This is a genomic window from Leeuwenhoekiella marinoflava DSM 3653 (assembly GCF_900129005.1).
GTDB lineage: Bacteria > Bacteroidota > Bacteroidia > Flavobacteriales > Flavobacteriaceae > Leeuwenhoekiella > Leeuwenhoekiella marinoflava.
The window spans coordinates 149,262-171,607 of the sequence record NZ_FQUN01000009.1; the positions used below are offsets into that span (position 1 = coordinate 149,262).

General features: G+C 37.0%; 14 protein-coding genes. 1 reads left to right on the forward strand and 13 read right to left on the reverse strand.

Annotated features, from left to right (window positions below):
• Nucleotides 1-8: 8 nt before the first annotated feature.
• From BUB91_RS09305 to BUB91_RS09360, 12 genes are all read right to left on the reverse strand, one after another.
• On the reverse strand, nt 9-413 hold the full coding sequence (locus BUB91_RS09305) for a response regulator (RefSeq protein WP_241652593.1): 405 nt from the start codon (nt 411-413) through the stop codon (nt 9-11).
• An 11-nt stretch (nt 414-424) separates the two neighbouring features.
• Nucleotides 425-2,635: an ATP-binding protein gene (locus BUB91_RS09310; protein ID WP_073098965.1), complete on the reverse strand. Its 2,211-nt coding sequence runs from the start codon at nt 2,633-2,635 to the stop codon at nt 425-427.
• 1 nt (nt 2,636) lies between these two features.
• Nucleotides 2,637-6,260, reverse strand: coding sequence for a chemotaxis protein CheB (locus tag BUB91_RS09315; RefSeq protein WP_073098966.1), 3,624 nt, complete (start codon nt 6,258-6,260; stop codon nt 2,637-2,639).
• 213 nt (nt 6,261-6,473) lie between these two features.
• Nucleotides 6,474-7,556: a 3-oxoacyl-ACP synthase III family protein gene (locus tag BUB91_RS09320; RefSeq protein ID WP_073098967.1), complete on the reverse strand. Its 1,083-nt coding sequence runs from the start codon at nt 7,554-7,556 to the stop codon at nt 6,474-6,476.
• Between the two features lie 201 nt (nt 7,557-7,757).
• Nucleotides 7,758-9,476: an efflux RND transporter periplasmic adaptor subunit gene (locus BUB91_RS09325; protein ID WP_073098968.1), complete on the reverse strand. Its 1,719-nt coding sequence runs from the start codon at nt 9,474-9,476 to the stop codon at nt 7,758-7,760.
• A 30-nt stretch (nt 9,477-9,506) separates the two neighbouring features.
• On the reverse strand, nt 9,507-10,208 hold the full coding sequence (locus tag BUB91_RS09330; RefSeq protein WP_073098969.1) for a PepSY domain-containing protein: 702 nt from the start codon (nt 10,206-10,208) through the stop codon (nt 9,507-9,509).
• Between the two features lie 3 nt (nt 10,209-10,211).
• A complete protein-coding gene (locus BUB91_RS09335) occupies nt 10,212-10,940 on the reverse strand; it encodes a heavy metal translocating P-type ATPase (protein ID WP_073098970.1) in 729 nt (242 codons plus the stop codon).
• Nucleotides 10,941-10,987: 47 nt separating this feature from the next.
• Nucleotides 10,988-12,208 carry a permease gene (locus BUB91_RS09340; RefSeq protein WP_073098971.1) on the reverse strand — a complete coding sequence of 407 codons (1,221 nt, stop codon included), beginning with the start codon at nt 12,206-12,208 and terminating at the stop codon, nt 10,988-10,990.
• A gap of 10 nt (nt 12,209-12,218) precedes the next feature.
• Nucleotides 12,219-12,833, reverse strand: coding sequence for a DUF3347 domain-containing protein (locus tag BUB91_RS09345; RefSeq protein WP_073098972.1), 615 nt, complete (start codon nt 12,831-12,833; stop codon nt 12,219-12,221).
• A 3-nt stretch (nt 12,834-12,836) separates the two neighbouring features.
• Entirely contained in the window at nt 12,837-14,081 is a 1,245-nt protein-coding gene (locus BUB91_RS09350) for a TolC family protein (protein WP_083557896.1), read from the reverse strand.
• 131 nt (nt 14,082-14,212) lie between these two features.
• Nucleotides 14,213-17,959, reverse strand: coding sequence for an efflux RND transporter permease subunit (locus BUB91_RS09355; RefSeq protein WP_073098974.1), 3,747 nt, complete (start codon nt 17,957-17,959; stop codon nt 14,213-14,215).
• Between the two features lie 122 nt (nt 17,960-18,081).
• Nucleotides 18,082-18,498, reverse strand: coding sequence for an HYC_CC_PP family protein (locus tag BUB91_RS09360; RefSeq protein ID WP_073098975.1), 417 nt, complete (start codon nt 18,496-18,498; stop codon nt 18,082-18,084).
• A 537-nt stretch (nt 18,499-19,035) separates the two neighbouring features.
• On the opposite strand from BUB91_RS09360, the gene BUB91_RS09365 reads away from it, so the two are divergent.
• Complete coding sequence (locus BUB91_RS09365; protein ID WP_073098976.1) at nt 19,036-21,084, forward strand: LTA synthase family protein; 2,049 nt, start codon at nt 19,036-19,038, stop codon at nt 21,082-21,084.
• 99 nt (nt 21,085-21,183) lie between these two features.
• On the opposite strand, the gene BUB91_RS09370 is transcribed toward BUB91_RS09365, so the two are convergent.
• Entirely contained in the window at nt 21,184-22,344 is a 1,161-nt protein-coding gene (locus tag BUB91_RS09370) for a hypothetical protein (protein ID WP_073098977.1), read from the reverse strand.
• Nucleotides 22,345-22,346: the final 2 nt, after the last annotated feature.

Here is a 22,346-nt window from a genome sequence, read left to right on the forward strand (position 1 = left end):
CTTTTATTTTAAATAATCCAGTTATTAATTAAAGCAGGTAAGGTTTCACACAGTTCAAGAAAGGTTTTTGGCTTTGCCATAAAACTGTTTGCTCCTAACAAATATGCTTTTTCTTTGTCATCATTAAGGTCTGAAGAACTCATCATCACGACCGGAATCGCTTTGAATTCTTTATGTTTTCTAAAGTGTCTCAAAACTTCAAGACCATCAAGTTTTGGCACTTTTATATCCAGCAATATCAACTTAGGAGATTGCTTCTTAAAATCATTACTCTCTATAAAGTCAATAGCTGTTTCACCGTCAGAAATATGTTTAATAGCATAGTCAGGTATTCGCTTTTCAAAAATGCGAGCCATCAGCGCAATGTCTGTAGTGTTATCTTCTATTGATAAAATGTAGTTTTCAGATTTCAATTGTAAAATTTTTATCCTAAATTAAATAAAAAAGTACTTCCCTTACCAGCTTCACTTACCACTTTTATTTCACCATTATGTTTCTTAACAATACGTTGACTTATGGTTAGCCCTATTCCTGAACCTCCATACTCATCTCCTACCAATCTGTTGAATAATTTAAAGATGCGGCGCTCATGCTTTTGATCAAAACCAATACCATTATCTTTTACAAAAAAATAATCCATTTGATCTATAACAGTATGGCCGATTTCAATTAAAGGATTTTGCTCGTTTTGCGTGTATTTTAAAGCATTCGTCAATAAGTTTTGCATAAGCTGTAAGACCATTTTACGATCGCCATAAGCTTGCGGCATAGACTCTTCAACACTAATTTTTGCATTCGAAAAGTCTTTTTCAATCTGTAAAAACTGGATGGTTTCCTGAACTAAATCAACCATTGAAAAGTTACCTTTTTGAACCTCTGACTGGGAAACTTTAGAAAATTCTAAAATATCATCTATAAGCTGATTCATCTTAAAAGATGAATTGATAATCGTTTCTATTGATGATTTTCCAAAGTCATCTAATTGCTCAAAATAATCCTCTTTCAGTATCTGGGCAAAACCATCAATCCCTCTTAACGGTGCTCTTAGATCGTGAGCCACACTATAACTAAAGGTTTCCAAATCTTCATACGCACTACGCAACAATTTATTGAGCTCTTTTACCTCCTCATATTTTTCAAGAATGATTTCAGATATATTTTCTTTTAAAGCTTTTGCTGCTGCAATCTCATAATCATACCAAGGATCTGATTTTCCAGATTGCTCAACAGACCATTTATCAAAAGATTTTCTTGGAGAAATGCGTTGGTTTTCATCAACGGCAACTGGTTTATCAGGATTTCCTGCCCAGGTCACGGTCTCTATTTTTTCTGGTTTAAACCAAATGAGCGCATTCTTTTTTGCTGCGGAAAGAAAAATACACAAAACACCAGACGCATAGGACTTTAAAGAGGATGAACAATTGTGACTCTCACACAAATTTGCAGTAAATACAAGGTCTTCTTTATCTTGTTTTAGAAGGGCTATTAACTCATAAATTTCTTCCTCAGAAGGTACTTTACCTACCGTAGTGATACGATCATCAAGTATCACTGCTGCACCGGTAGCCTCTGTTATATCGAGCATTGTAGCTGCTCCTTTAGTAAGTCCTTTGTGTATATTCCAATCTTTACTGATTTTTTCTAGCAACGTACTTCTTAAAACAGCTGCTTTATTTACCTTCTGAAGCAACACATTTGCTTTAGAAAGCACCAACTGACTCGAAAATACTTGAGTCAAAAATTTACAAGACTGTCGCTGATAATAGTTAACCAACTTAGGACTGTAATGATGACAAGCTACAAGTCCCCATAAATTATCTTTTGAAATTATAGCTGCGGTAAGGGTAGCTCCCACATTCATATTTTCAAGGTATTCAATATGAATTGTTGAAGACGCCCGGGTTTCACTTATTGAGAGATCAATAGGATTATCGCGCTCATCACCAGACAAAGCTTGTATAGATACCGGTTCACTGGCCACATCTGCAATAATGCGTACACCTTGTCTTAAAAACAATTTACGTGCCTGTTGTGGTATATCTGAAGCGGGATAGCGCAAACCTAACCAGCTTTCTAAATGCTCTTCTCGAGCTTCTGAAACAACAACACCGTCCCAATTTTCGTCAAAACGATAAATCATCACCCGGTCATAATCAAAAAATTTTTTAATAAGATCTGCGGTTATATCACACATTCTCTGCTCGTCTATTACCGAATTTAATCTGGTAACGACTTCAGATAATTGATCTTGATATTTAAACGGGTCACTAAGGTTTTCAAAAGGTTCTAACTCTACGACTAGGTTTCCTTCATTGATATGTGCTATTAAAAGATAAGAAACTCCTTTAATTTCCAACTGCACAGGATTCGTCTTTTCTGAAGATTCAACAGTTTTTAAAATTTCAGAAATACGGTTTTTAAACAAATCAGTTATCTGAGATCCTAAAAGCTCATCAACTCTTTTATCAAAAAGTCGATTTATATTTTCACTACAATATGTGATTTTATAACTGACAGGATCGCAGGCTAGCAAATAACCATGACTCTGAATCTTACCGAGAATATGTATGGGTTCTTTATCGCAATTAGTTAAGGAAACTTCCTGAGGATATAATGAGGAGGGACCTTCAGACATACTAGCGTTTAATTTTAAAATAGAATGTACTTCCCTGACCAAATTGTGAATCTACCCAGATTGTACCTTCGTGTAATTTTACAATCTTTTTACAATGAGCCAGACCTACACCGGTACCTTCATATTTTTCTTCTGTAGGAACACGACCAAAGATTTTAAAAATTGCTTCCAGATCATCTTCTTTAATACCTATACCGTTATCTGCAATCGCAAAAGTCTGATACTCGTCATCCCCAAATGAAGAAATTCGTATACTAGGCTGAACACCTTTCTTACGATACTTTAAGGCATTGCTTATCAAGTTCTGAAACAACAAACGCAATTCAGTTTCATAAGCCATCAATTCAGGCATTTTACCTACAGTCACTGTAGCATTTGCTTCTCTGATACTTCTGTTGAGATCATACTTTACAATCTCAATAAGTTCAGTCACATCTACCTTAGTTTTCTTGAGATCTTCCCCAATTCTACTATGCTCTAGCAAAGCCTTAATTTGCTCTGCCATCCTTCCCGAGGCTTCGTGAATATAGCCCAGATATTCTTTTCCTTTAGCAGACATTTCATCACTAAATTTCTTAGAAAGAAAATCACTACTAAATCTAATGGTAGAAAGTGGTTCTTGTAAATCGTGCGAGCAAATAGAAACAAACTGTTCCAGATCTGTATTTATACGCTCCAGATCATCTTTTTGTTTCTGTAATTCTTGTTGAGCAATCTTAAGATCTGTGATTTCCATCAAAGTACAACGCCATTGATTGGTATCCCCTGCTGCATTAAGCATCAACTCCGCATTAAACAAAACATCTACCCGATCCCCATTAATGCATTCTAATTTTAATTCTTCATTAGAAATACTTCCGGTTTTTTCCAGTTCATCAAGTAAAGCAATTGCTTTAACTTTAGTCTGTTTAGGATAAAATTCAAATATTGATTTACCTAACACATCAGTTTTAGATTCAAATCCAAGAGTCGCTACAAACAGACCATTACATTCAGAAATCAAACCAGTATGCGAGTTGATTGTAACGTGCATTACCGGGTCATCTTCATAAAAAGCTTTAAATTTCTCTTCACTTTTACGCAAACGCGCTTGAGATTGTTCTACTTTATGAATATCTATAAAGGTGATAACAACCCCCTCAATAGTGTCTTGGCTGGTATGAAATGGAGATATGCGCTGTAAAAAATAACGACCCGACTTGCTCTTAATTCGTTTTTCAAAAACCTGACCGCTATTCATAACTTTTTTAGAGTTATCAACAATTGTAGTTCGCTTACGAATACCAAAATTTGAGACAAAGTTTTCTATATTTCGCCCTATATCTTGTTTCACCAAGTGAAAATGCTCTCTAATCGCTGGCGTAAATTTTCTTATAATTAGATTCTTATCTAAAAACACAGTACCTATACGCGTACTATCAAGAAGGTTGTCCATATCTGCATTAAGCATCGCAAGATCTTCCATCTTCTCAATATGCTCTGCATTTACAGTATGCAACTCTTCGTTTACGCTTTGTAATTCTTCATTGGTACTTTGCAATTCTTCGTTTGAAGCTAATAACTCTTCATTAGAAGCCTGCAATTCTTCATTACTGGTTTCTGCTTCTTCAAGAGCATTGCTCAGTTCGTATTGCGTTTCTTTAAGTTCATCTTCAAGATCTTTTATACGTTCCTGAGCAGATTTATGAATATCTGCACGCTCTATGATTACAGATTTATTCTCATTCTTATCAACCTCGATGAGCGTTATTATGTAGTGAAAATCACCTTCTAAATTACCGTTCTTCACAGGCTTAACCAGAACATCAACCTGCTTTTTTAAATCATTATTTTCATCAAAAACCTCAACATCCTTATAAAGTATTTGAGACTTTCTACGTCGTGCTTTATTTACAGTATTTTTTATCGCTTCAGAAAGTTCTTCTGATAGCATATCTATAAGATTTGTAGTAAAACCTTCTTCTGGAAACTGAACATATTTTTTAAAAGCTCCTAAAGCCTCTAAAATCTGAAAGTTTTCATCTATATATACACTTGCAGCTCCATACTGCTGCATAATCGCTTTACTAATCTCTTCTTTTAAACGACTGGTATTACTTATACTTTGCACTGATCCTTTCTTTGTTCCTATTGTATTACGTTTTAAAGATTGTCGTTCTGCTGTAGCACTTAGTACTTCAGTTTTTAAACGTTCTGAACTTTCTATATTTCGATAGATGTTCCATTTTCTATTGATCTCTTCAAAAGAGTTTTTATGAACACCAAGTGACTCACTAGATCCCAGCGTTAAAATACCATCTTGCATAAGAGCATAGTGCAATAAGTGAATGACTTTTGATTGCACTTCATTTTGAAGATATATTAGCAAATTACGACACATAACCATATCCATATTCTTAAATGGAGGGTCATTGGTAATGTCGTGATTAGAAAATATGACACACTTTCTTATATTGTCTTTTACTATAAATTTTTCTCCGCTTTGCCTGAAATACGTATTGATTCGCTCATTAGAAAGATCACTTAATACATTTTCTGAATATGCCCCTTTACTGGCTATATCAAGGTGATCCTGAGAAATATCTGTTGCAAAAATTTTAAGTGAAATATCTTTGCTCTGCTTTTTGATTTCATCAAGAAATAAAATACCTAAAGAATAGGGTTCTTCTCCTGTACTACAGCCTACATCCCAAATTTTTATAATATCACCACTTTCTTTTTCACTTACAATCTCAGGAATAATATCATTTTCAAGTATTTCCCAAACTTTAAAATCTCTAAAAAACTTGGTAACTCCTATCAAAAACTCTTTGTAGAGGGTTTGCACTTCCTCAGCGTTATTTTTTAAGTATTTGTAATAGGCTTCGAGCGAGTCTAGTTTTAATACTCTAACTCTTCTACCTATTCTTCGCAGCAGTGTAGGTCTCTTATACAAGCTAAAATCTAATGCTGTATTGTTTTTTAAAACCTTCAAAATATCACTTAGAAGTTTTTCATCATATTGAAATAACTCCGCATCAAAACCAATACTACTCTGCGCTTCAAAATAATTTGAAAGCTCGTCACTTATGCGCTCTACAGGCACAATAAAATCAGCTAGTCCGGTTTTTATAGAGTTGCGAGGCATTCCATCAAATTTTGCCTGCTCAGGTTGCTGCACCATCACCACGCCACCTTTTTCTTTAATAGCACGTATACCTCTAGAACCGTCACTACCTGTACCGCTAAGAATAATACCGGCACAATGCTCTTTAGCATGATTTGCTAAAGATTCAAAAAACATATCAATAGGAAGATTTAAGGATTTATCCTTAGGCTTTTCGAGCAGCTTAAATTTCCCTTCTTCAATAACCAGATTATTTGTAGGAGGAATCAGATAAATACAGTTGGCTTTAATTGCTCCTCCGTCTTTAATAACCTCAATAGGTATTTTAGTGTTTTTGGCTAGAAGTTCTGCCATCAAACTTTTGTGATCTGGTGAAAGATGTTGAACAACAATGTAACTATACAATGATGCTGTAGGTACATTATCAAAAAAATTATTAAGGGCTTGCAAGCCTCCAGCACTTGCTCCTATTCCTACAATAACATGGGTAGCTTTTTTAAAAGAAGTATTTGTAGTCACAAAGTTTTTTTAATGGTTAGAAGGGTTACCAACCACTAAAATTATCATCAATAATAATATAGGTTGAAACAACTAATCAAAAATAACTTTTTTCATTAAAACACTAAACGAAAGTGTTAATAATTAAGATAAAATTAAGAATATTATAATCAACAGTAATAACTAAAGATAGTTAAGATATACAATCCTCAAAAAAAACTGATATTCAACGAATTAAAATTGATAAACTGCGGCGTTTATATTCATACCTGCTCCTACAGAAGCAAAAACTACAAGATCTCCTGTATTGATTTGATGATCTTTAATTTCTCCTTTTAAAATCAAATCTAAAAGTGTGGGCACAGTAGCTACTGAAGAATTACCTAACCACGATATAATCATAGGCATTACACCTTCTGGAACTTCATCAATCTCGTATAGTTTATAGAGACGCTCAATAATTGCATCATCCATTTTACCGTTTGCTTGGTGTATAAGCACTTTATTTACTTGAGTAATATCTTTACCGGCTTTATCTAAACAAGCCTTTATTGACAACGGAACCGTTTCTAACGCATATTGATACAACCTGCGACCATTCATCTTTAAATAAAGATCGTTTTTGTTCTCTTCAGTAATATTATAAGAGCATCCCATCGTCAGCATTTCTGCATAACGATACGTATCTGAACGAGTCTTGTGTGTAAGCATACCTATAGGCGAAGTACTTTCTTTTCCTTCTAAAATTGTCGCTCCAGCTCCATCAGCATAAATCATACTATCTCTATCGTGAAGATCTATTACCCGCGAGATTGTTTCGGTACCAATTACCATTATCTTTTTAGCATCTCCAGACTTTATAAAATAATCTGCCTGAATCATACCTTGCAACCAGCCGGGACAACCAAAGGGAACATCATAGGCAACACACTCAGGATTCTTAATCTTGAGTTTATGCTTTACTCTTGCAGCTAATGCTGGTACCATATCACTACGGTTAGAACCGAATTTCACATCACCAAAATTATGCGCGACAATGATATAATCTAAAGTCTCAGGATCTATAGCAGCATCTTCAATTGCTTTCTCTGCTGCAAAAAAACCTATGTCTGAAGCTACAAGGTCATCCGCAACATAACGACGTTCATTTATAGTCGTAATTTCCTGAAATTTATCTACGATATATTCATTAGAACGCTCAACTGGCTTTCCATTAGCTTCAAAGAATTTAAAATCTAAGAACGCTTCATTTTTCACCTTTCTTTTTGGCAAATAAATTCCGGTACCGGTGATTACACTATATATTTTTGAACTCATATATACTACTGTTTAACTTCAGCTAAGCGATTTGTTATTCTTAATTAAACTAATTTCTTTGGGAAAATGGGTAAAATACAATCTTATTCTGAAAAAATAGTAAATCTCTTTAACTGAATACTAAATTCAACAGTAAAAGCAAATAGATAACATTCTATTTTTTAAATGTTTAAGCAGCTTAAAAATGCTATAATAAAAAACTTATTCAGCTGAAAATGTGTTGATCACACTCCCGCATGTCGCCATTGCTTCCCCATAATACGGATTTTCAATTTCTTGAAATTCGCTTAACCAAACTGCTCCTTTAGAATCGTTAGCCATTGGGCAACGCTGCACATATAAAGTTGGGTTTAAACTTTGTATTGCACTTACTAAAGCAACCATATTTTCATTAAGCACAACAAACTCCTCACGCTTTTGAATAAGAGTTTCTGCTGCTATTATAGCCTGAAGTCTCTGTTTTATTTTTGAAAAGTGAGAACGCTCCATAGTTTCAAGTATCGAAGCATCTAAACCTGAAAGTCCGTCCAACAGCTCCTCTGCTGCTCTTGAAACTTGCATCGTATCTGAATCTACAAAAGCATCTTTGAGTTTCAAATACTGTTTCATTTCAGCTTTAATAGTATTCTGAAATGCAATCGGTAATTTCATATCTGCAGCTTCGGCAGTATTTATGTTATTGCTGGCAGTATTCATCATCGATTTTTTACCGCGCAATTGTGCTGCAGCATCTACCGTAAATGTTCCATTTGTAACAAGCTCTTCACCAAGTGACAGTCCACTTTTGATCTGATAAAACGCTCCTTGTTTTAGCCCAAGATCAACTTCTCGCATTTCAAAAACAGGCTGAGTCGGATTGGGTTTTACATACACCAGCGAGCGCTCACCTGTCCACATCACTGCTGAAGCAGGAATGGTAAGTTCGCCTGAAAAATTTTGTTGAGCACCTGTAAGCGAAGCTTCTACAAACATCCCCGGTTTTAATAAATCTTCTTTATTGACTAAAGTTGCCCGTACAATTACCGTACGCGTCTCACTATTTAAAATAGGATCTATAAACGAAATGCTTCCTTTGAAAGTCTTATCAGGATACGCATTCACTGCAATGGCTAATTGTTGCCCGTTTTGCAGACGGCTTATTTGATTTTCATAAGCATCAAATTCTGCCCAGACAGTATTTAAATTATTCACCTTAAAAATAGGTTTCCCATCCATAACATGAGCTCCTTCGTTTACTTCAATTTCAGAAACAATACCTGAAACCTGCGAGTAAATAGGAAAACGCGTAACCGGTTCACCACTTTGCTCTACCTGATCTAAAATAGAGGAATGTATTTTCCAGTTTTTAAATTTATTACGCACGGCCTCATACAACTTGGGTTGAGATTCTTTTAATTTTGAAGCAGTTATCAATTCTTGCTGTGCAGCTATTAATGCAGGGGAATAAACGGTAGCTACTTTTTGTCCCATACGTATTTGCTGACCTACAGAAGTAACCGACAACGATTCTATACGCCCGTCAAAATGTGCAGGCTGCGTCGCTGTCTCATCTGCATTGATAACAATTTTACCCGATAAATTCAAGCCATTTGTAACTTCAGTATTACCAGAACCTATTACAGTGGTTTGAATATCTGCTAAGGCCAAGGCGTTATCGGTCATTCTAAATTGGTTTGCAGACAACCCACTCGTTTCGGCTTCAGCAGGAATTAAATCCATCCCACAAATAGGGCAATCTCCAGGTTCCTCACGCATAATTTGCGGATGCATAGAGCACGTCCACATCTGCTCTGCTTCCTCGTGATTATGTGCTGTTTCAACCCTATCTTCTACTTTTTCTTCTGAAGGTTTAAATACTAAATATCCTAAACCAAGCCCTACAAAACAAGCAACTACGCTATAAACAATTCTTTTATTCATTATTTTTTCCTTTAATTGAACCAAAAAAAACTATCTCGTTTTCTTTATTTTTCGCAAAGTAGGCGAACTGATAAACCACAAAGCAAATCCACTTAAAACAGTAAATAAGCCTAAAACTGAAAATACCCTAAGCAACCAGTTATTAATATCATCACGCCCTTCATAATCCATTGTATGCATCATCCATAGAAAATCAAACCAGCGCCAATCTCTGTGTCTTACCGTTTGAAAAGCCCCATCCGTTACCGAAACATAGGCTTTCACAGACTCCTCCCCTTCATAACTCACCACATACGCCGGCAGCAACTTCTCCCGATACTCGTGATGCGTATCTACAGTTTCCACTTTTTCTATTCCGGAAACCTTCAATGTTGCAATCATATTGTTGGCTGCTACATCAAGTGCTTCTTGTTTTGAAACACCCATCTTAGCAGCTCCCGTTTTTGCATTGTACAACTGGCTTTTATTAATCCAATAATACGGTTCGTTATTGATTTCGCGTAGCGCAATACTTTCAATCTTTAAGGTTGAATCTAAAGCTGTCGGACTTACTAAATTCTCAAAAGCCATAGACTTGACTGATTTGCGAAGGTGATCTCCATGGATCTCGTCAAGATTTGTCCAACTGAAATACAAGCCACTCACCGTCCACATTATAAATTGAAGACCTATAAACAAACCCAGATATCGGTGCGTTTTTCTAACTTTTTTACGGATGCGTAGTTTTCTCATTCTTTAAACTAAAAGCATCAGCATGGCCATTACAATCATAATCGCATTTTCTATAAATGTGGCTTCGGTCATAGGCAATTTTAAAGCAGTACCCAGACACGCACATGGTATCGCTTTTTTATCCAGCAAGGCTCGGGTTACTCCCAGCGTTGTAATCCCTAAAATAACCAGAGTAATTACCAGCGCCACGCTTAGCTGAAAACGCATTAAAAAACACAAACCGAGTGCCAATTCTATAAATGGATAAATTGTGCCATAAACCGGTAATGCTTTAGCCAACGGGTCATACATACTGAAGCTTTGCGGAAAACCTTTAAGATCTAAAAGCTTGAAAAAACTAAATACAATGTAAAAAAGGCCCATAAAATCAAGCATCATCTCACGCCAGTTCCAATCCTCTTTATGCAATAAAACCGCAGCAACACTTATAAATGCAAAAATTAGAAAAAGCGGTTTGAGTTGCGCTAACTTCGATCTTTCTTGTTCAGCACTACTGAAAACGTTTTGTGGCTGCGAAGGATGCGACTCCTGCTGTTGAGTTATGGTATATTTAGCAGGTAAGGCCTTCTGAAATGCTTCGGTTGCGATATGACTATTCATAGTAATCACAGCTTCTTCCCGTTCCAGATTGACTTCAGCTTGCTCCACTCCGGCAACCGCGTTAAGCTTCTGCTCCACTCCGGTCCTGCAACCGTTGCAAGTCATTCCTGTTACGCTATAAGTATGTGTCATTTTACTAATTTTTAGTATTGATATTTAGACCATTAATTAATCTTGTCCTAGACAAAAAAATTCACTATCAACCCGCCGGCTAACCAGATATAGCAAACAAAAGCAACATATTTTAACGTGTTTTCCAACGTTTTACTTTTTGGCGCCATCTCTTTCATATGCATAATGTCTTTCCGTTTAAAAAAACCCAAATAAATCAAATAACCAGAAATAGCTAAGAAAACTAAATTTAAAAAGAAGGTATAATTGATTTTAAAATAGTCGGAATCCTGCACTGTTACTTGCGAGGAATCTGGCAAAATAGTCATAAAATCAAAGGAGTAATGCAGAATCAATGAAGCTCCTATCAATGCAGTGAATAACAGAAAAAGAATGAATAAAGACATCTTCCAACCGTAGTACTTGGCATTAATTCTAAGAATTGGAAACACCACCAGATCACTAAAGATAAACGCCATTACACCGGCAAAACTTACGCCCTTGCCAAACAATAATGCCGCAAGTGGAATATTACCCATAGAACCGATAAAGGTGATAAAAGCTGCTACCGGCCCCACGATGATGTGTTCCAGAATTTCAAAAAAAGTAAAATCTGTATTCCCATTCCCGGTACCAATAAATAAAGTTTGAAACCAAGCATCGGGCACAAAAGCGGCTACTATTCCTGCGATGGTAAACCCTACGGTTACATCTTTCCAGACCATTTTCCACTCCATCCCGTATTGTTTAGAAACTTTAGCCCAACTTTCTTCAGACTTCATTTTCTGCTTCCAAGACTTGTCGCCTTCACTCTCATCTTCTTCGTTTTCGCCTAAATTCTTTCGGGCATTTTTGATGAGTTTTTTTGGATTGATCAATCGGATCAAGATCCAGCTGATTCCAATTAGCAAAATTCCCCCTACATATTCCCCCACAACAAATTGCCATCCTAGAAAAATTGAAATAATGATACCCAACTCGATCACAAGATTTGTGGAAGCCAGTAAAAAAGCGATACTAGAGACAAAACTTGCTCCTTTTTTAAACAAAGATTTTGTAGAGGCCAAAGCCGCAAAACTGCACGAACTGCTAATGAACCCAAAGAACGTTCCCAGCAGAACCCCTTTAGACTCTTTACCGCCCATTGTTTTTTGCATTTTCTTTTCGGTGACAAAAACCTGGATCATACTACTTATAATGTACCCAAGGGCAAATGCCCAGAGTGCCATCCAGAAAAATCCTGCAGTTGTATAGGCTGCCTCACCCCATTGTTTAAAAAAGATATTCATAGGATAATTTTTAATTAGTTATCGTCGCTGTTACAGAACCACAATTGAGCATTTTATCTCCAAAATATGGATTCTTAATAGCAGATTCTTTAGAAAGCCAATCAGCTCCTTTTCCATCAAAAGCCATTGGGCAATGTTGTCTATAAAGCGTCCCGGTACTTAAACTTACTTTGAAATAACTCGTAATGGCATTAGAAAACTGTGAAAAAGCTTTGCGTTGTGCCTCAAGATCTTCTGCAGTTGTAATACCTTCTGCCATTGCTTTTAGCTTTGCGTTATCTTCACTAAAGATCATCGCCAGATTTGCAGCTTCTTGCTTGGCAATTTCGCTATCGCTGGCTACCAGAGCATTTTTGACGCTATTATAAGCATCCCAGACAGCTTTAGCGGTATCACTCTCAAAGCTTAAAGCTGCATTATCTATCTTCATGTCACTTAAACCTGTTTTTGTATTTTCAGTTCTTGAATCAGCTTCTTTCATCTCGTGTTGCTCATCCATTTCCATTGGTAGCTCTTCTACCAGTTCTTCATCAACACGGTTAGTATCGGCTTTCTTGTCGTTTCCACAAGCATTCAACATAACTGCTAAAACAGCGAGACTCATAAATTTTACTGTGTTTTTCATAATTTAAAGTTTTGTTAGATAATTTATTAAAGCAGCCTGCCCATAATAATTTTGAACAGCCTGTATTTGATTTAATTGAATTTGTAGTTGCATTTCTTGTATGTCGAGTACATCGTTAAAATCTATCGTACCGGTCTCATAACTTTTTAGCAGAATGTCTTCCGCATCTTTTGCTTGTTCCAAATTTCTACGCTGTGTGTCATAATTTATCCGAGCTGTATTTCTGTTTTTCACCGCTTCCGCAAAAAGACTTTTCAACATATTCAAACGCTGACTGCGCTGTGCCTGAAGCTCTTCTTGCTTAAGCGTATTTTGCTTACTCACCGATTTGTATTTGGTGTTGAATATAGGCACCGAAACCGAAAGCATAGGCATCACGATATCTTTCCCATTATCTGCAATATTCATATCAGCTCGTTCAGAAACCGGAAGGTAATCAAGACCAATTCCCAGTTTTGGAGAGGCTTCTCGCTGATTGAGCGCTTCTGCTTGCGTGATGCTCTCGTAGAGTTTGTCATACTTGAGCAACTCCGGATTTTGAGCAAGTTTACTCCAATCAACTTCAATATCATTTAATGGAATCACTAAACTATCTGCAATAAAAACCGCTGTATCATCGTCAGTATTTAAAACGGCATTAAACTGAATTTTTGCCGCTGCAAGTTCTTCTGTTAAAACAGCTTGTCGGGCTTTTAAATCATTCTGCCTGATTTGAAGTTTCAACACATCTACTGCAGAAGCTTTGGCTATTGACACTGCATTTAGAGCCAACTCTTCATAAGTTTCAAGCAATTGAATATTTTGCTCCAAAACTTGTATTTGAGCATTCTTTGCATAAAGGCTGTAATAATTCTGAGCCACTACAAGACCCAGTTTCCGCTTGGCAATCACATAATCTATATAACTTGCATCGGCAACAGCTTTTTGATAATCAGAACGCGCAGAGATAGTACCAAACCAGGGCAACATTTGCTTCACCGAAAATCGTGCACGCTGAGCACCCACGCGTGTTTCTGGTGTACTCACAAAATAGCCCACGCCAAAATCAGTATCGGGTATGGTGTTCGATTCGTTAACCTTTTCCTGAGCTATATGATGACGCAATTCATAGGCCCTGAGATCTGCATTGTTTGCAGTCGCCTGCTCGATATAAGCGTTTAGATCTTGTGCCATACTTTGCTGAAAAAACAAGAGAAAGCCAAAACTCAACATCCAATATAAACTCGTATGTATTTTATTAATTTTCATGTATCCTATCCTAAACTTATAGTCTGTGCTTATTTTCAATTAACCCAACAAACGGGTTCTCAACTGCACTCAAACTGAACATAACTTTTACTTTTAGCCTGCTTACTGCTACTGTACACTGCTTACTACATTTAACCGTTAATTTTTAACTTTTTACTCAACTCCATCTCCTTTTTCCAACTGTATAAAACCGGCACAATAAAATAGGACGTAACATCTATGAGCATTCCTCCAAAAACAGGGATTGCCATCGGGATCATAATATCACTACCTCTTCCAGTCGAGGTCAGCACGGGTAACAAGGCGAGTACTGTGGTTACCGTTGTCATCAGGCAAGGGCGAATGCGTTTACTAGCTGCAAGGAGTGTTGCTTTTCTAATTGTATTTTTATTTTCGGGAGATTCTCGGTTAAAGCGCTGCGTCAAATAAGTTGCCATAACCACACCATCATCTGTCGCAATCCCAAAGAGCGCGATAAAACCTACCCAAACGGCTACACTTAGATTTACCGTTTTCATATTAAACAGATCACGCACATTCTCGCCAAAAAAGCTAAAGTTTAAAAACCAGTCCTGACCGTATAACCAAAGCATAATAAATCCGCCTGCAAAAGCAACCGAAATTCCCGTAAAGACCATCAATGAAGTAGTAACCGACCTGAACTGAAAGTATAAAATTAAAAAGATGATGAACAAGGCCAGCGGAACAACCACCGACAAGGTTTTTTCTGCCCGAAGTTGATTTTCATACGTACCGGTAAACTGATAACTGATTCCCTGCGGAACCACCAATTCACCACTTTCTATTTTCTGCTGAAGCAATTCTTGAGCGTTTTCTACCACATCAACCTCTGCATAACCATCTTGCTTATCAAAAAGCACATAGCCCACCAGAAACGTATCTTCACTTTTGATAACCTGCGGCCCCTGCTCATAACGAATGTCTACCAACTCCCCTAGCGGTACCGGACTAGCATTTGCTACAGGTACATAAATCGACTTTATATCGTCTGGATTTGCTCGCAATTCCCGCGGATAACGAATCCGCACATTATAACGCTCACGCCCCTCAACGGTTTGTGTAATGGGCATTCCGCCTACGGCAACCTCCAGCACTTGCTGCACATCTTGTATAGAAATACCGTACCGCACCAAACGTTCCCGGTTTATATCAATCAATAAATAGGGTTTGCCTACGATACGATCTGCAAAAACGGCTTCTTCTTTTACACCTTCCGTTTGCTTTAAAATATTTTCCAGGTGAATTCCGAATGCTTCAATTTGTTTAAGATCTGAACCTTTTACTTTTATTCCCATAGGAGCGCGCATTCCGGTTTGCAACATCACGAGGCGTGTCTCAATAGGCTGAAGTTTCGGAGCAGAAGTAACGCCGGGGAGTTTAGAAACATGTGCTATTTCGCTCCAGATATCGTCTGCTGATTGAATAGAAGGACGCCAGTTTCTGTAATATTCACCGTCTGAATCTTCAATTAACTTTTCAGCGGAAACAGGAAAAGGGATTGAATTTTCAGATTTAGAATTTTCGGTAACTTCTAAATTTGGATTTCGTGTTTTACTGCCATCTTTCAATAAAAAATACCCATGCTCATCAATGCTATAGCGTTGCCGTTTCCCGGAAGCATTCCGCATAAATTCTGATTTATACTGAACGATATTTTCATACATAGAAAGCGGTGCAGGGTCCAACGCTGACTCTGTTCGCCCGGCTTTGCCTACCACTGTTTCCACTTCAGGAATGCTTGCAACAGCCATATCCAATTGCTGTAAAACTCTTTTGTTTTCTTCAACTCCCGCGTGTGGCAACGATGTAGGCATGAGTAAAAACGTTCCTTCATTAAGTGAAGGCATAAACTCCTTACCCGTATTAAAAAGAATGACTCCACCACAGATTAAAAGAAATGTCGGTATGCTTAAAAACAGGATTCTATTTGCCAGCGCCCAGCGTAAAATGCGCTCATAAAAATGACGCAATACCCAGAACGCTCCAAAAAATACAGCACATAAAAATGCAACAAAAATTAAGTTTACAAGAATGCTTCGGTTGAAGCCTAGCGGTCGCCAATAATTCGCTAGCAGGAAAACGATACCTATTAGTATCAAAATTCCTTCCGCTTGTGGAAAACCTTTAACAGGTAATTTCTCCGCTTTGCGTAAAAAATAAAGAACGCCAAAACCTATCAAAATCAAGCCCAACCAAAATCCGTATACAAGTGCAAGAATTCCTAACAGGATCATAAGAATTTGAAAAACACGAATAACCGATTCTTTAAACGTCTTTTTACGGAAAATAAGTGCTGCAAAAGGCGGAATCAAAAACAACGCGATAAGCAATGAGGCTGCCAAGGCCGCCGTCTTTGTAAATGCTAACGGACGGAATAATTTACCTTCTGCACCCATCAAGGTAAATACCGGAATAAAACTTATAATTGTCGTAAGAACAGCCGTTAAAATGGCTCCGGAAACTTCTGCCGTGGCGTTATAAACCAACATGTTTAAAGGTATATTTTTATGCTCTTCTTTAGCCTCATCAAAATGCCGAATCATATTTTCTGTGAGAATAACGCCCACATCAACCATCGTCCCAATCGCAATTGCAATCCCCGAAAGTGCTACAATATTGGCATCTACAGCAAACAATTTCATCGCGATAAAAACCATAAGTACCGCAACAGGTAATAAACCAGAAATTAATACCGAAGCCCTAAGATTAAAAACCATCACAATAATCACGAGAATGGTGATGAGAATTTCCATCGTGAGGGCTTCGTTAAGCGTACCCAAAGTTTCTTCAATCAACTGTGTGCGGTCGTAAAATGGAACTATAGTCAACTGAGATTTTGTTCCGTCTGCTAAAGTTTTAACGGGCAGACCGCCACTGATTTCCTTTATCTTTTCCTTTACATTGTTGATGACTTCCATCGGGTTTGCTCCATATCGCGCAACCACTACTCCGCCTACAACCTCAGCACCTTCTTTATCTAAAATACCGCGTCGCGGTGCAGGTCCCAGTGTCACATTTGCTATATCCTTAACCCGAATTGACGTATAATCATCTGAAGTCACCACCGCATTCTCAATGTCTGAAATGGACTTTACATATCCCAAACCACGAACGAGATATTCAGCTTTATTGATTTCTAAAGTCTGAGCGCCAATATCCTGATTGCTTTCTTTAACTGCTTTTACCAGCGCATCAAGTCCTATGTTATATTGACGGGACAGCTCCGGATTTACATCAATCTGATATTCCTGCACATAACCGCCTATTGAAGCAACTTCAGAAACACCGCCAGCAGCAGCCAAACCATACTTCACATAATAATCCTGAACGCTGCGCAACTCTTGCAGATCCCAGCCGCCGGTTACATTACCCTCATGATCTCTACCTTCTAGTGTGTACCAATAAATCTGACCGAGACCGGTAGCGTCTGGACCTAAAGTTGGGTTCACACCTTCCGGGAGCAGATTAGCGGGAAGTGAATTTAATTTTTCGAGAATACGACTGCGGCTCCAGTAGAATTCTATATCCTCTTCAAAAATGATATAGATGCTTGAAAAGCCAAACATAGAGGAGCTCCGTATCGTTTTAACTCCGGGAATACCCAGTAATGCAGAAGTAAGCGGATAACTGATCTGATCTTCTATATCCTGAGGGGAGCGCCCCTCCCACTTTGTAAAAACGATTTGCTGATTTTCACCAATATCTGGTATCGCATCAACCGCAACAGGATCTCGCGGAATAAAACCTGTATCCCAATTAAAAGGAGCTGTAGCAATCCCCCAGACCACAAATAAAGCCAGTAAGAGAAAAGCTATTAGCTTGTTTTCGATAAAAAATTTAATGCTCTTATTAAGCATAGGAAAAAAGGTATTGAATTATATACTTTGATCTTTCAGCATAAAACTGAAATACAAGAGAGTCTTCCGCTACTGCGGGAAAAAATCATAAAGCAACTCAATGCTTTACATTCAATACGATATCAAATTAAAAAAACCTGATCCAGGGTCTGTATATCCTTTATAATCAGCGGAGGATCATAGTCCTCAAAAGAAGTGTTTTCAACAGTTTTGGGCTCAAAAAGCGCACTATAACTGAAGAAAAAAGAAGTAATAAATACCTGTTTTTCAAATTCTAAATTATGAAAAGTCGGTTTAAGATCATCGTGACCAGAAGCGGTTACTTGCTTATTTTGACAACAGGATTTTTGAACCAATTGTGTCTCGCAAGAACTTGATTTCTGTAAAACCTCCATCCCACAAGATTTAGCTTCCTTTACCAAAGAATAAGCTACAAGCGTATCTCCACAATAGTGCACATTGATTGTGAATGACATTGTGGTAAAAAGAACCACAAAAGCCATCAAAACTGCTATTAATTGTTGAGAATACTTTTTCATTCTATGCAAAGATAGTCAAAATCTGGTATTGAATACTAGTATTAAAATTTAGGTTAGGCAGATAGGAGTCCTTTTTTGACGCGCGTAGTTAATCGCAACGGACTAAAGGGTTTTGATATAAAGCTTGAAACGCCCATTAAAAAAATATGTTAATAATATTCATACCGGAAACGTAGGGCAAAATCGAATTGGTTAAAACCCAATCAAAATGTTCAGTTTTCAATTTATTTAGTGCTGCAGTGCCATCAAAGCAGACAACAAGCGTGTATTCTTCTTTACTTAGACGATAAATCTACAGCTTCAGCAACCTGCCTGTTGTCTTCTATAACGAACATACGCTTTTCCATAAACAATACAATTAAGAATCTGAAAACAGAATAATTAGGGCAGAATACATTTTCACTTCTTACAGCGTAAAACAATTATTTAGTACAAATACACATCTTAGAGTTAATTCTATGGCTATAAAATGCTTTTTACTTCATAAATTGACTAACTTATTTATGAGTCTATCCATAATAGAAAAATTTTAGCGTTATGCCCCCAGATAACAATACGACGGTTACAAAAAGTTCTGACTTGATTTTAAAACTAAAACAAAGTGTAGTTGAGTTTTCTGGATATGGGTTACTCTTACTTATTGGAATTTTCTTTTGCAGAATTATTGAGCTTATTCTATTTCAATTCGCTCAAAGTTTACCTTTCGGTTTTATTGAATTATTGTCTAAAGGCTTTATTATAGATATCCTTTTCTGGCTATACCTTTTACTACCGGCTTCCCTGCTCTTTGTCGCTTTGAGTCTTATAAATTTAAAAGCTGCAAAAATCATATTCAATGTGCTTTTTGTTCTCTTTTTTAGTTTTAACCTCCAATTTATCTATTATCATAAAACCTCATTAGTTCTTTTAGGGTCTGACCTTTTTGGGTATTCTATAAATGACATCACACAGACTGTGGGGGCATCTGGAGTTTTAGCGCTTGGAACGATAATCTTTTTTATCGTCTTTATTGCTCTTATTATTGCAGGTCTACTCTTTTTAAAACCAAAGCTGAAACTGAATTTTGTCTTTTCGGCGGTTTTAATTTCGATTGGACTTCCGTTTTTTCTTTTAGGAGGCATATCTGATCTCAAACCCAAATACGATCAGGATTTTGCAAATAACCTTATCGTCAATAAATCACAGCATTTTTACAATGCAGCTATCGACTATGTGACGCAAACTACCTATAAACCGGATATTTACGCAGATAACTACTTGAACCAATTAGAACGTCGCGTCGCCCAGCAGGGTAAATTTGAGTATCAATATCCACAATATCCTTTTTTACACGAGGCCGAAACCAACGACGTCTTGAGTCCGTTTTTTAAACAGCGATCAAAAAAACCAAACCTTGTTTTTATAGTTGTTGAAGGTCTCGGGCGTGCATTTACAAACGACGAAGCCTATCTGGGGAATTTTACACCCTTCTTAGATAGCCTTTCTAAACAAAGTCTGTATTTCAAAAACTTTTTGAGTAATGGAGGGCGTACGTTTGCAGTTTTACCTTCTTTATTAGGTTCTGAACCTTTTGCTCAAAATGGATTTTTGGCACTTCAGGAAAAGATGCCGAAGCAATTATCCTTGTTGAATATTCTTCAAAAAAACGGCTATAGCAATTCATTTTATTATGGTGGCGATGCATCTTTTGATAATATGAGTGGTTATTTAAAACTAAATAAAACCACAAACATTCTTGACGAAAAAAGCTTTCCTAATAGTTATAGTAAACTCCCGGAATTTGGTGGGTTCTCCTGGGGTTATGCCGATGCTGATTTGTATGATTATTATCTTAACAAAAGCACAGATGATACTTTAGCAGCACCTCGATTGGATGTCTTATTAACCGTAACGACTCACAGTCCTTTTAAACTAAAAGACCAAGCTAAATACAACGAATTATTTGAAAGTCACTTAACTACCTTAAGGCTAAATGCTCAAGAACTGAAACAGCGTCAGAATTTTGCAGATGAGTTCGCAACAGTTCTTTATGCTGATGAATCGTTAAAAAACTTGTTTAAAAAGTATAGCAAACGGGCTGATTTTGGAAACACCATTTTCTTTATAACCGGAGATCACCGTATTCCCGAAATACCGTTGAGTACAAAAATAGACCGCTATCACGTGCCATTGATTGTCTACTCACCAATGCTCCAAAAGACAAAAGAAATTAGTGCTATTTCTTCTCATTTTGATGTTGCGCCTAGTGTTTTGCGCTACCTCAGTAATTCTTATGGAATACCTTTACCAAGACAGACTAGCTTTTTGAGTAAAGGTCTGGATACTGTTTCTACCTTTAGAAATATACATCAAATCCCGTTGATGCAGACCAAAACGGATCTGGTTGATTTTGTATCAGAAACCTATCATTTGAATGGAAATCAACTCTTTCAACTCTATCCTAATCTATACGAAGAGCCTATTACAGATGAAACCAAAAAGGAAGAGTTACTCACTGCGTTTGCAGACTTTAAAAGAAGAAATGAACAAATCGCTGAGGGAAGGCCTTTAGTTCCGGATAGTCTGGTTATTAAATACGCGCAGTAAATCAAATTGAGACAAGGCCATAAGACATTAAAAGAAAGCAGCTCTTGACTTAGCGGCAAGTTTCGAAGCATTTAAATCTCGATTATCGTGTAAACCTATTTATAGACTAATCTTATCATTGGCTTCTTCCAAAATTTGAGTAAGTAGTGGCTTATAGAATTTGAAGAAAAAACCACCCCGATCTGAAGGTTCTTTCGCATTATAAAAAAAGCCTTTTAGCAGGCCTATTCCTTTAAAATACGAAGTATTAAAACCGATAGGATTGTCGCTAAAATCACCGGCTAAATAATAAAAATCATAAGCTGAGCCCGTATGACTCATTATTGCCGGAAAACGTTCAGGGATCCCATATTTTGCTAATTCTTGATTGCCTTTTTCAGTAGTTGCTAATTGATAACTGGCATAGGTTTTATTTACTGCAGCATCTGTTTCCATAATTTCAAACCAAAACGGATACTTCTCCTTTTCCGGAAGGTTGTAATGCTCTTGCCCTTCTTTAGTTGCATAAATAAAAGGTAACGGGTTGTCTAAATGTGTCTCATTCTCGAGGATTACAACAGTCCCAGAATCATCATTAACTAAGACAATACCATCTTTTGTAAAGGGCCAATCGCCGTTATGATTGCTTTTGTAATTACTCATAATCCAGCCCGGTAATTCCAGATTTGTAGTTTCATCCAGAGAATCAAAATACCTTCCGCTCCAGCCTGTAAAACGCACTTTATAAAGGGATTCAAATTCATCCCGAAGTACCTTTGGCGTTGGACTGGCCAAACAATTGAATTCTGCGATGACGAGCTTATGCTTGACCTTCATCTGTTTGATAAAATTCATGTCTTCAATACTCAAACCGCCATACAGTTTTCCTTTCTTTTCTTCAGTATACTTTGCGTACCATTCTTGATTATAAATCCCATAAGTGTCTGTGATATACAGCATATCTGCATCATCACTCAACAAGCTTAAGCTTTCCTTAGAAAAACGCTCTAAACCTTTAATATCATAAACCGTATCTTCTTTTGGAAAAAACCCAAAATAGTCTGCACTTGCCTTATAGCCAGAAGTATTGTTTTTTAGAAAACGATTGTGATTTAAAACCCAATGAAAGGAGATGTGTTCTTGCCCATCTGCATTCATCACTGTTTTATCTATAATAGCAGCTGTTAGGTATTTTTTAGGCGTGAAATACCAAGCCAAGAATGATATAAACGGAGTTAATACAATGAGGATGATAACAATTCTAATGACCTTTTTTAGCATAA

Excerpts from the sequence above, each read along its gene's own strand:
- BUB91_RS09325 (WP_073098968.1), bottom strand. The coding sequence starts at position 9,476 with ATGAATAAAAGAATTGTTTATAGCGTAGTTGCTTGTTTTGTAGGGCTT.
- BUB91_RS09370 (WP_073098977.1), bottom strand. The coding sequence starts at position 22,344 with ATGCTAAAAAAGGTCATTAGAATTGTTATCATCCTCATTGTATTAACT.
- BUB91_RS09320 (WP_073098967.1), bottom strand. The coding sequence starts at position 7,556 with ATGAGTTCAAAAATATATAGTGTAATCACCGGTACCGGAATTTATTTG.
- BUB91_RS09360 (WP_073098975.1), bottom strand. The coding sequence starts at position 18,498 with ATGAAAAAGTATTCTCAACAATTAATAGCAGTTTTGATGGCTTTTGTG.
- BUB91_RS09350 (WP_083557896.1), bottom strand. The coding sequence starts at position 14,081 with ATGAAAATTAATAAAATACATACGAGTTTATATTGGATGTTGAGTTTT.
- BUB91_RS09355 (WP_073098974.1), bottom strand. The coding sequence starts at position 17,959 with ATGCTTAATAAGAGCATTAAATTTTTTATCGAAAACAAGCTAATAGCT.
- BUB91_RS09340 (WP_073098971.1), bottom strand. The coding sequence starts at position 12,208 with ATGAATATCTTTTTTAAACAATGGGGTGAGGCAGCCTATACAACTGCA.
- BUB91_RS09335 (WP_073098970.1), bottom strand. The coding sequence starts at position 10,940 with ATGACACATACTTATAGCGTAACAGGAATGACTTGCAACGGTTGCAGG.
- BUB91_RS09365 (WP_073098976.1), top strand. The coding sequence starts at position 19,036 with ATGCCCCCAGATAACAATACGACGGTTACAAAAAGTTCTGACTTGATT.
- BUB91_RS09345 (WP_073098972.1), bottom strand. The coding sequence starts at position 12,833 with ATGAAAAACACAGTAAAATTTATGAGTCTCGCTGTTTTAGCAGTTATG.
- BUB91_RS09330 (WP_073098969.1), bottom strand. The coding sequence starts at position 10,208 with ATGAGAAAACTACGCATCCGTAAAAAAGTTAGAAAAACGCACCGATAT.
- BUB91_RS09310 (WP_073098965.1), bottom strand. The coding sequence starts at position 2,635 with ATGTCTGAAGGTCCCTCCTCATTATATCCTCAGGAAGTTTCCTTAACT.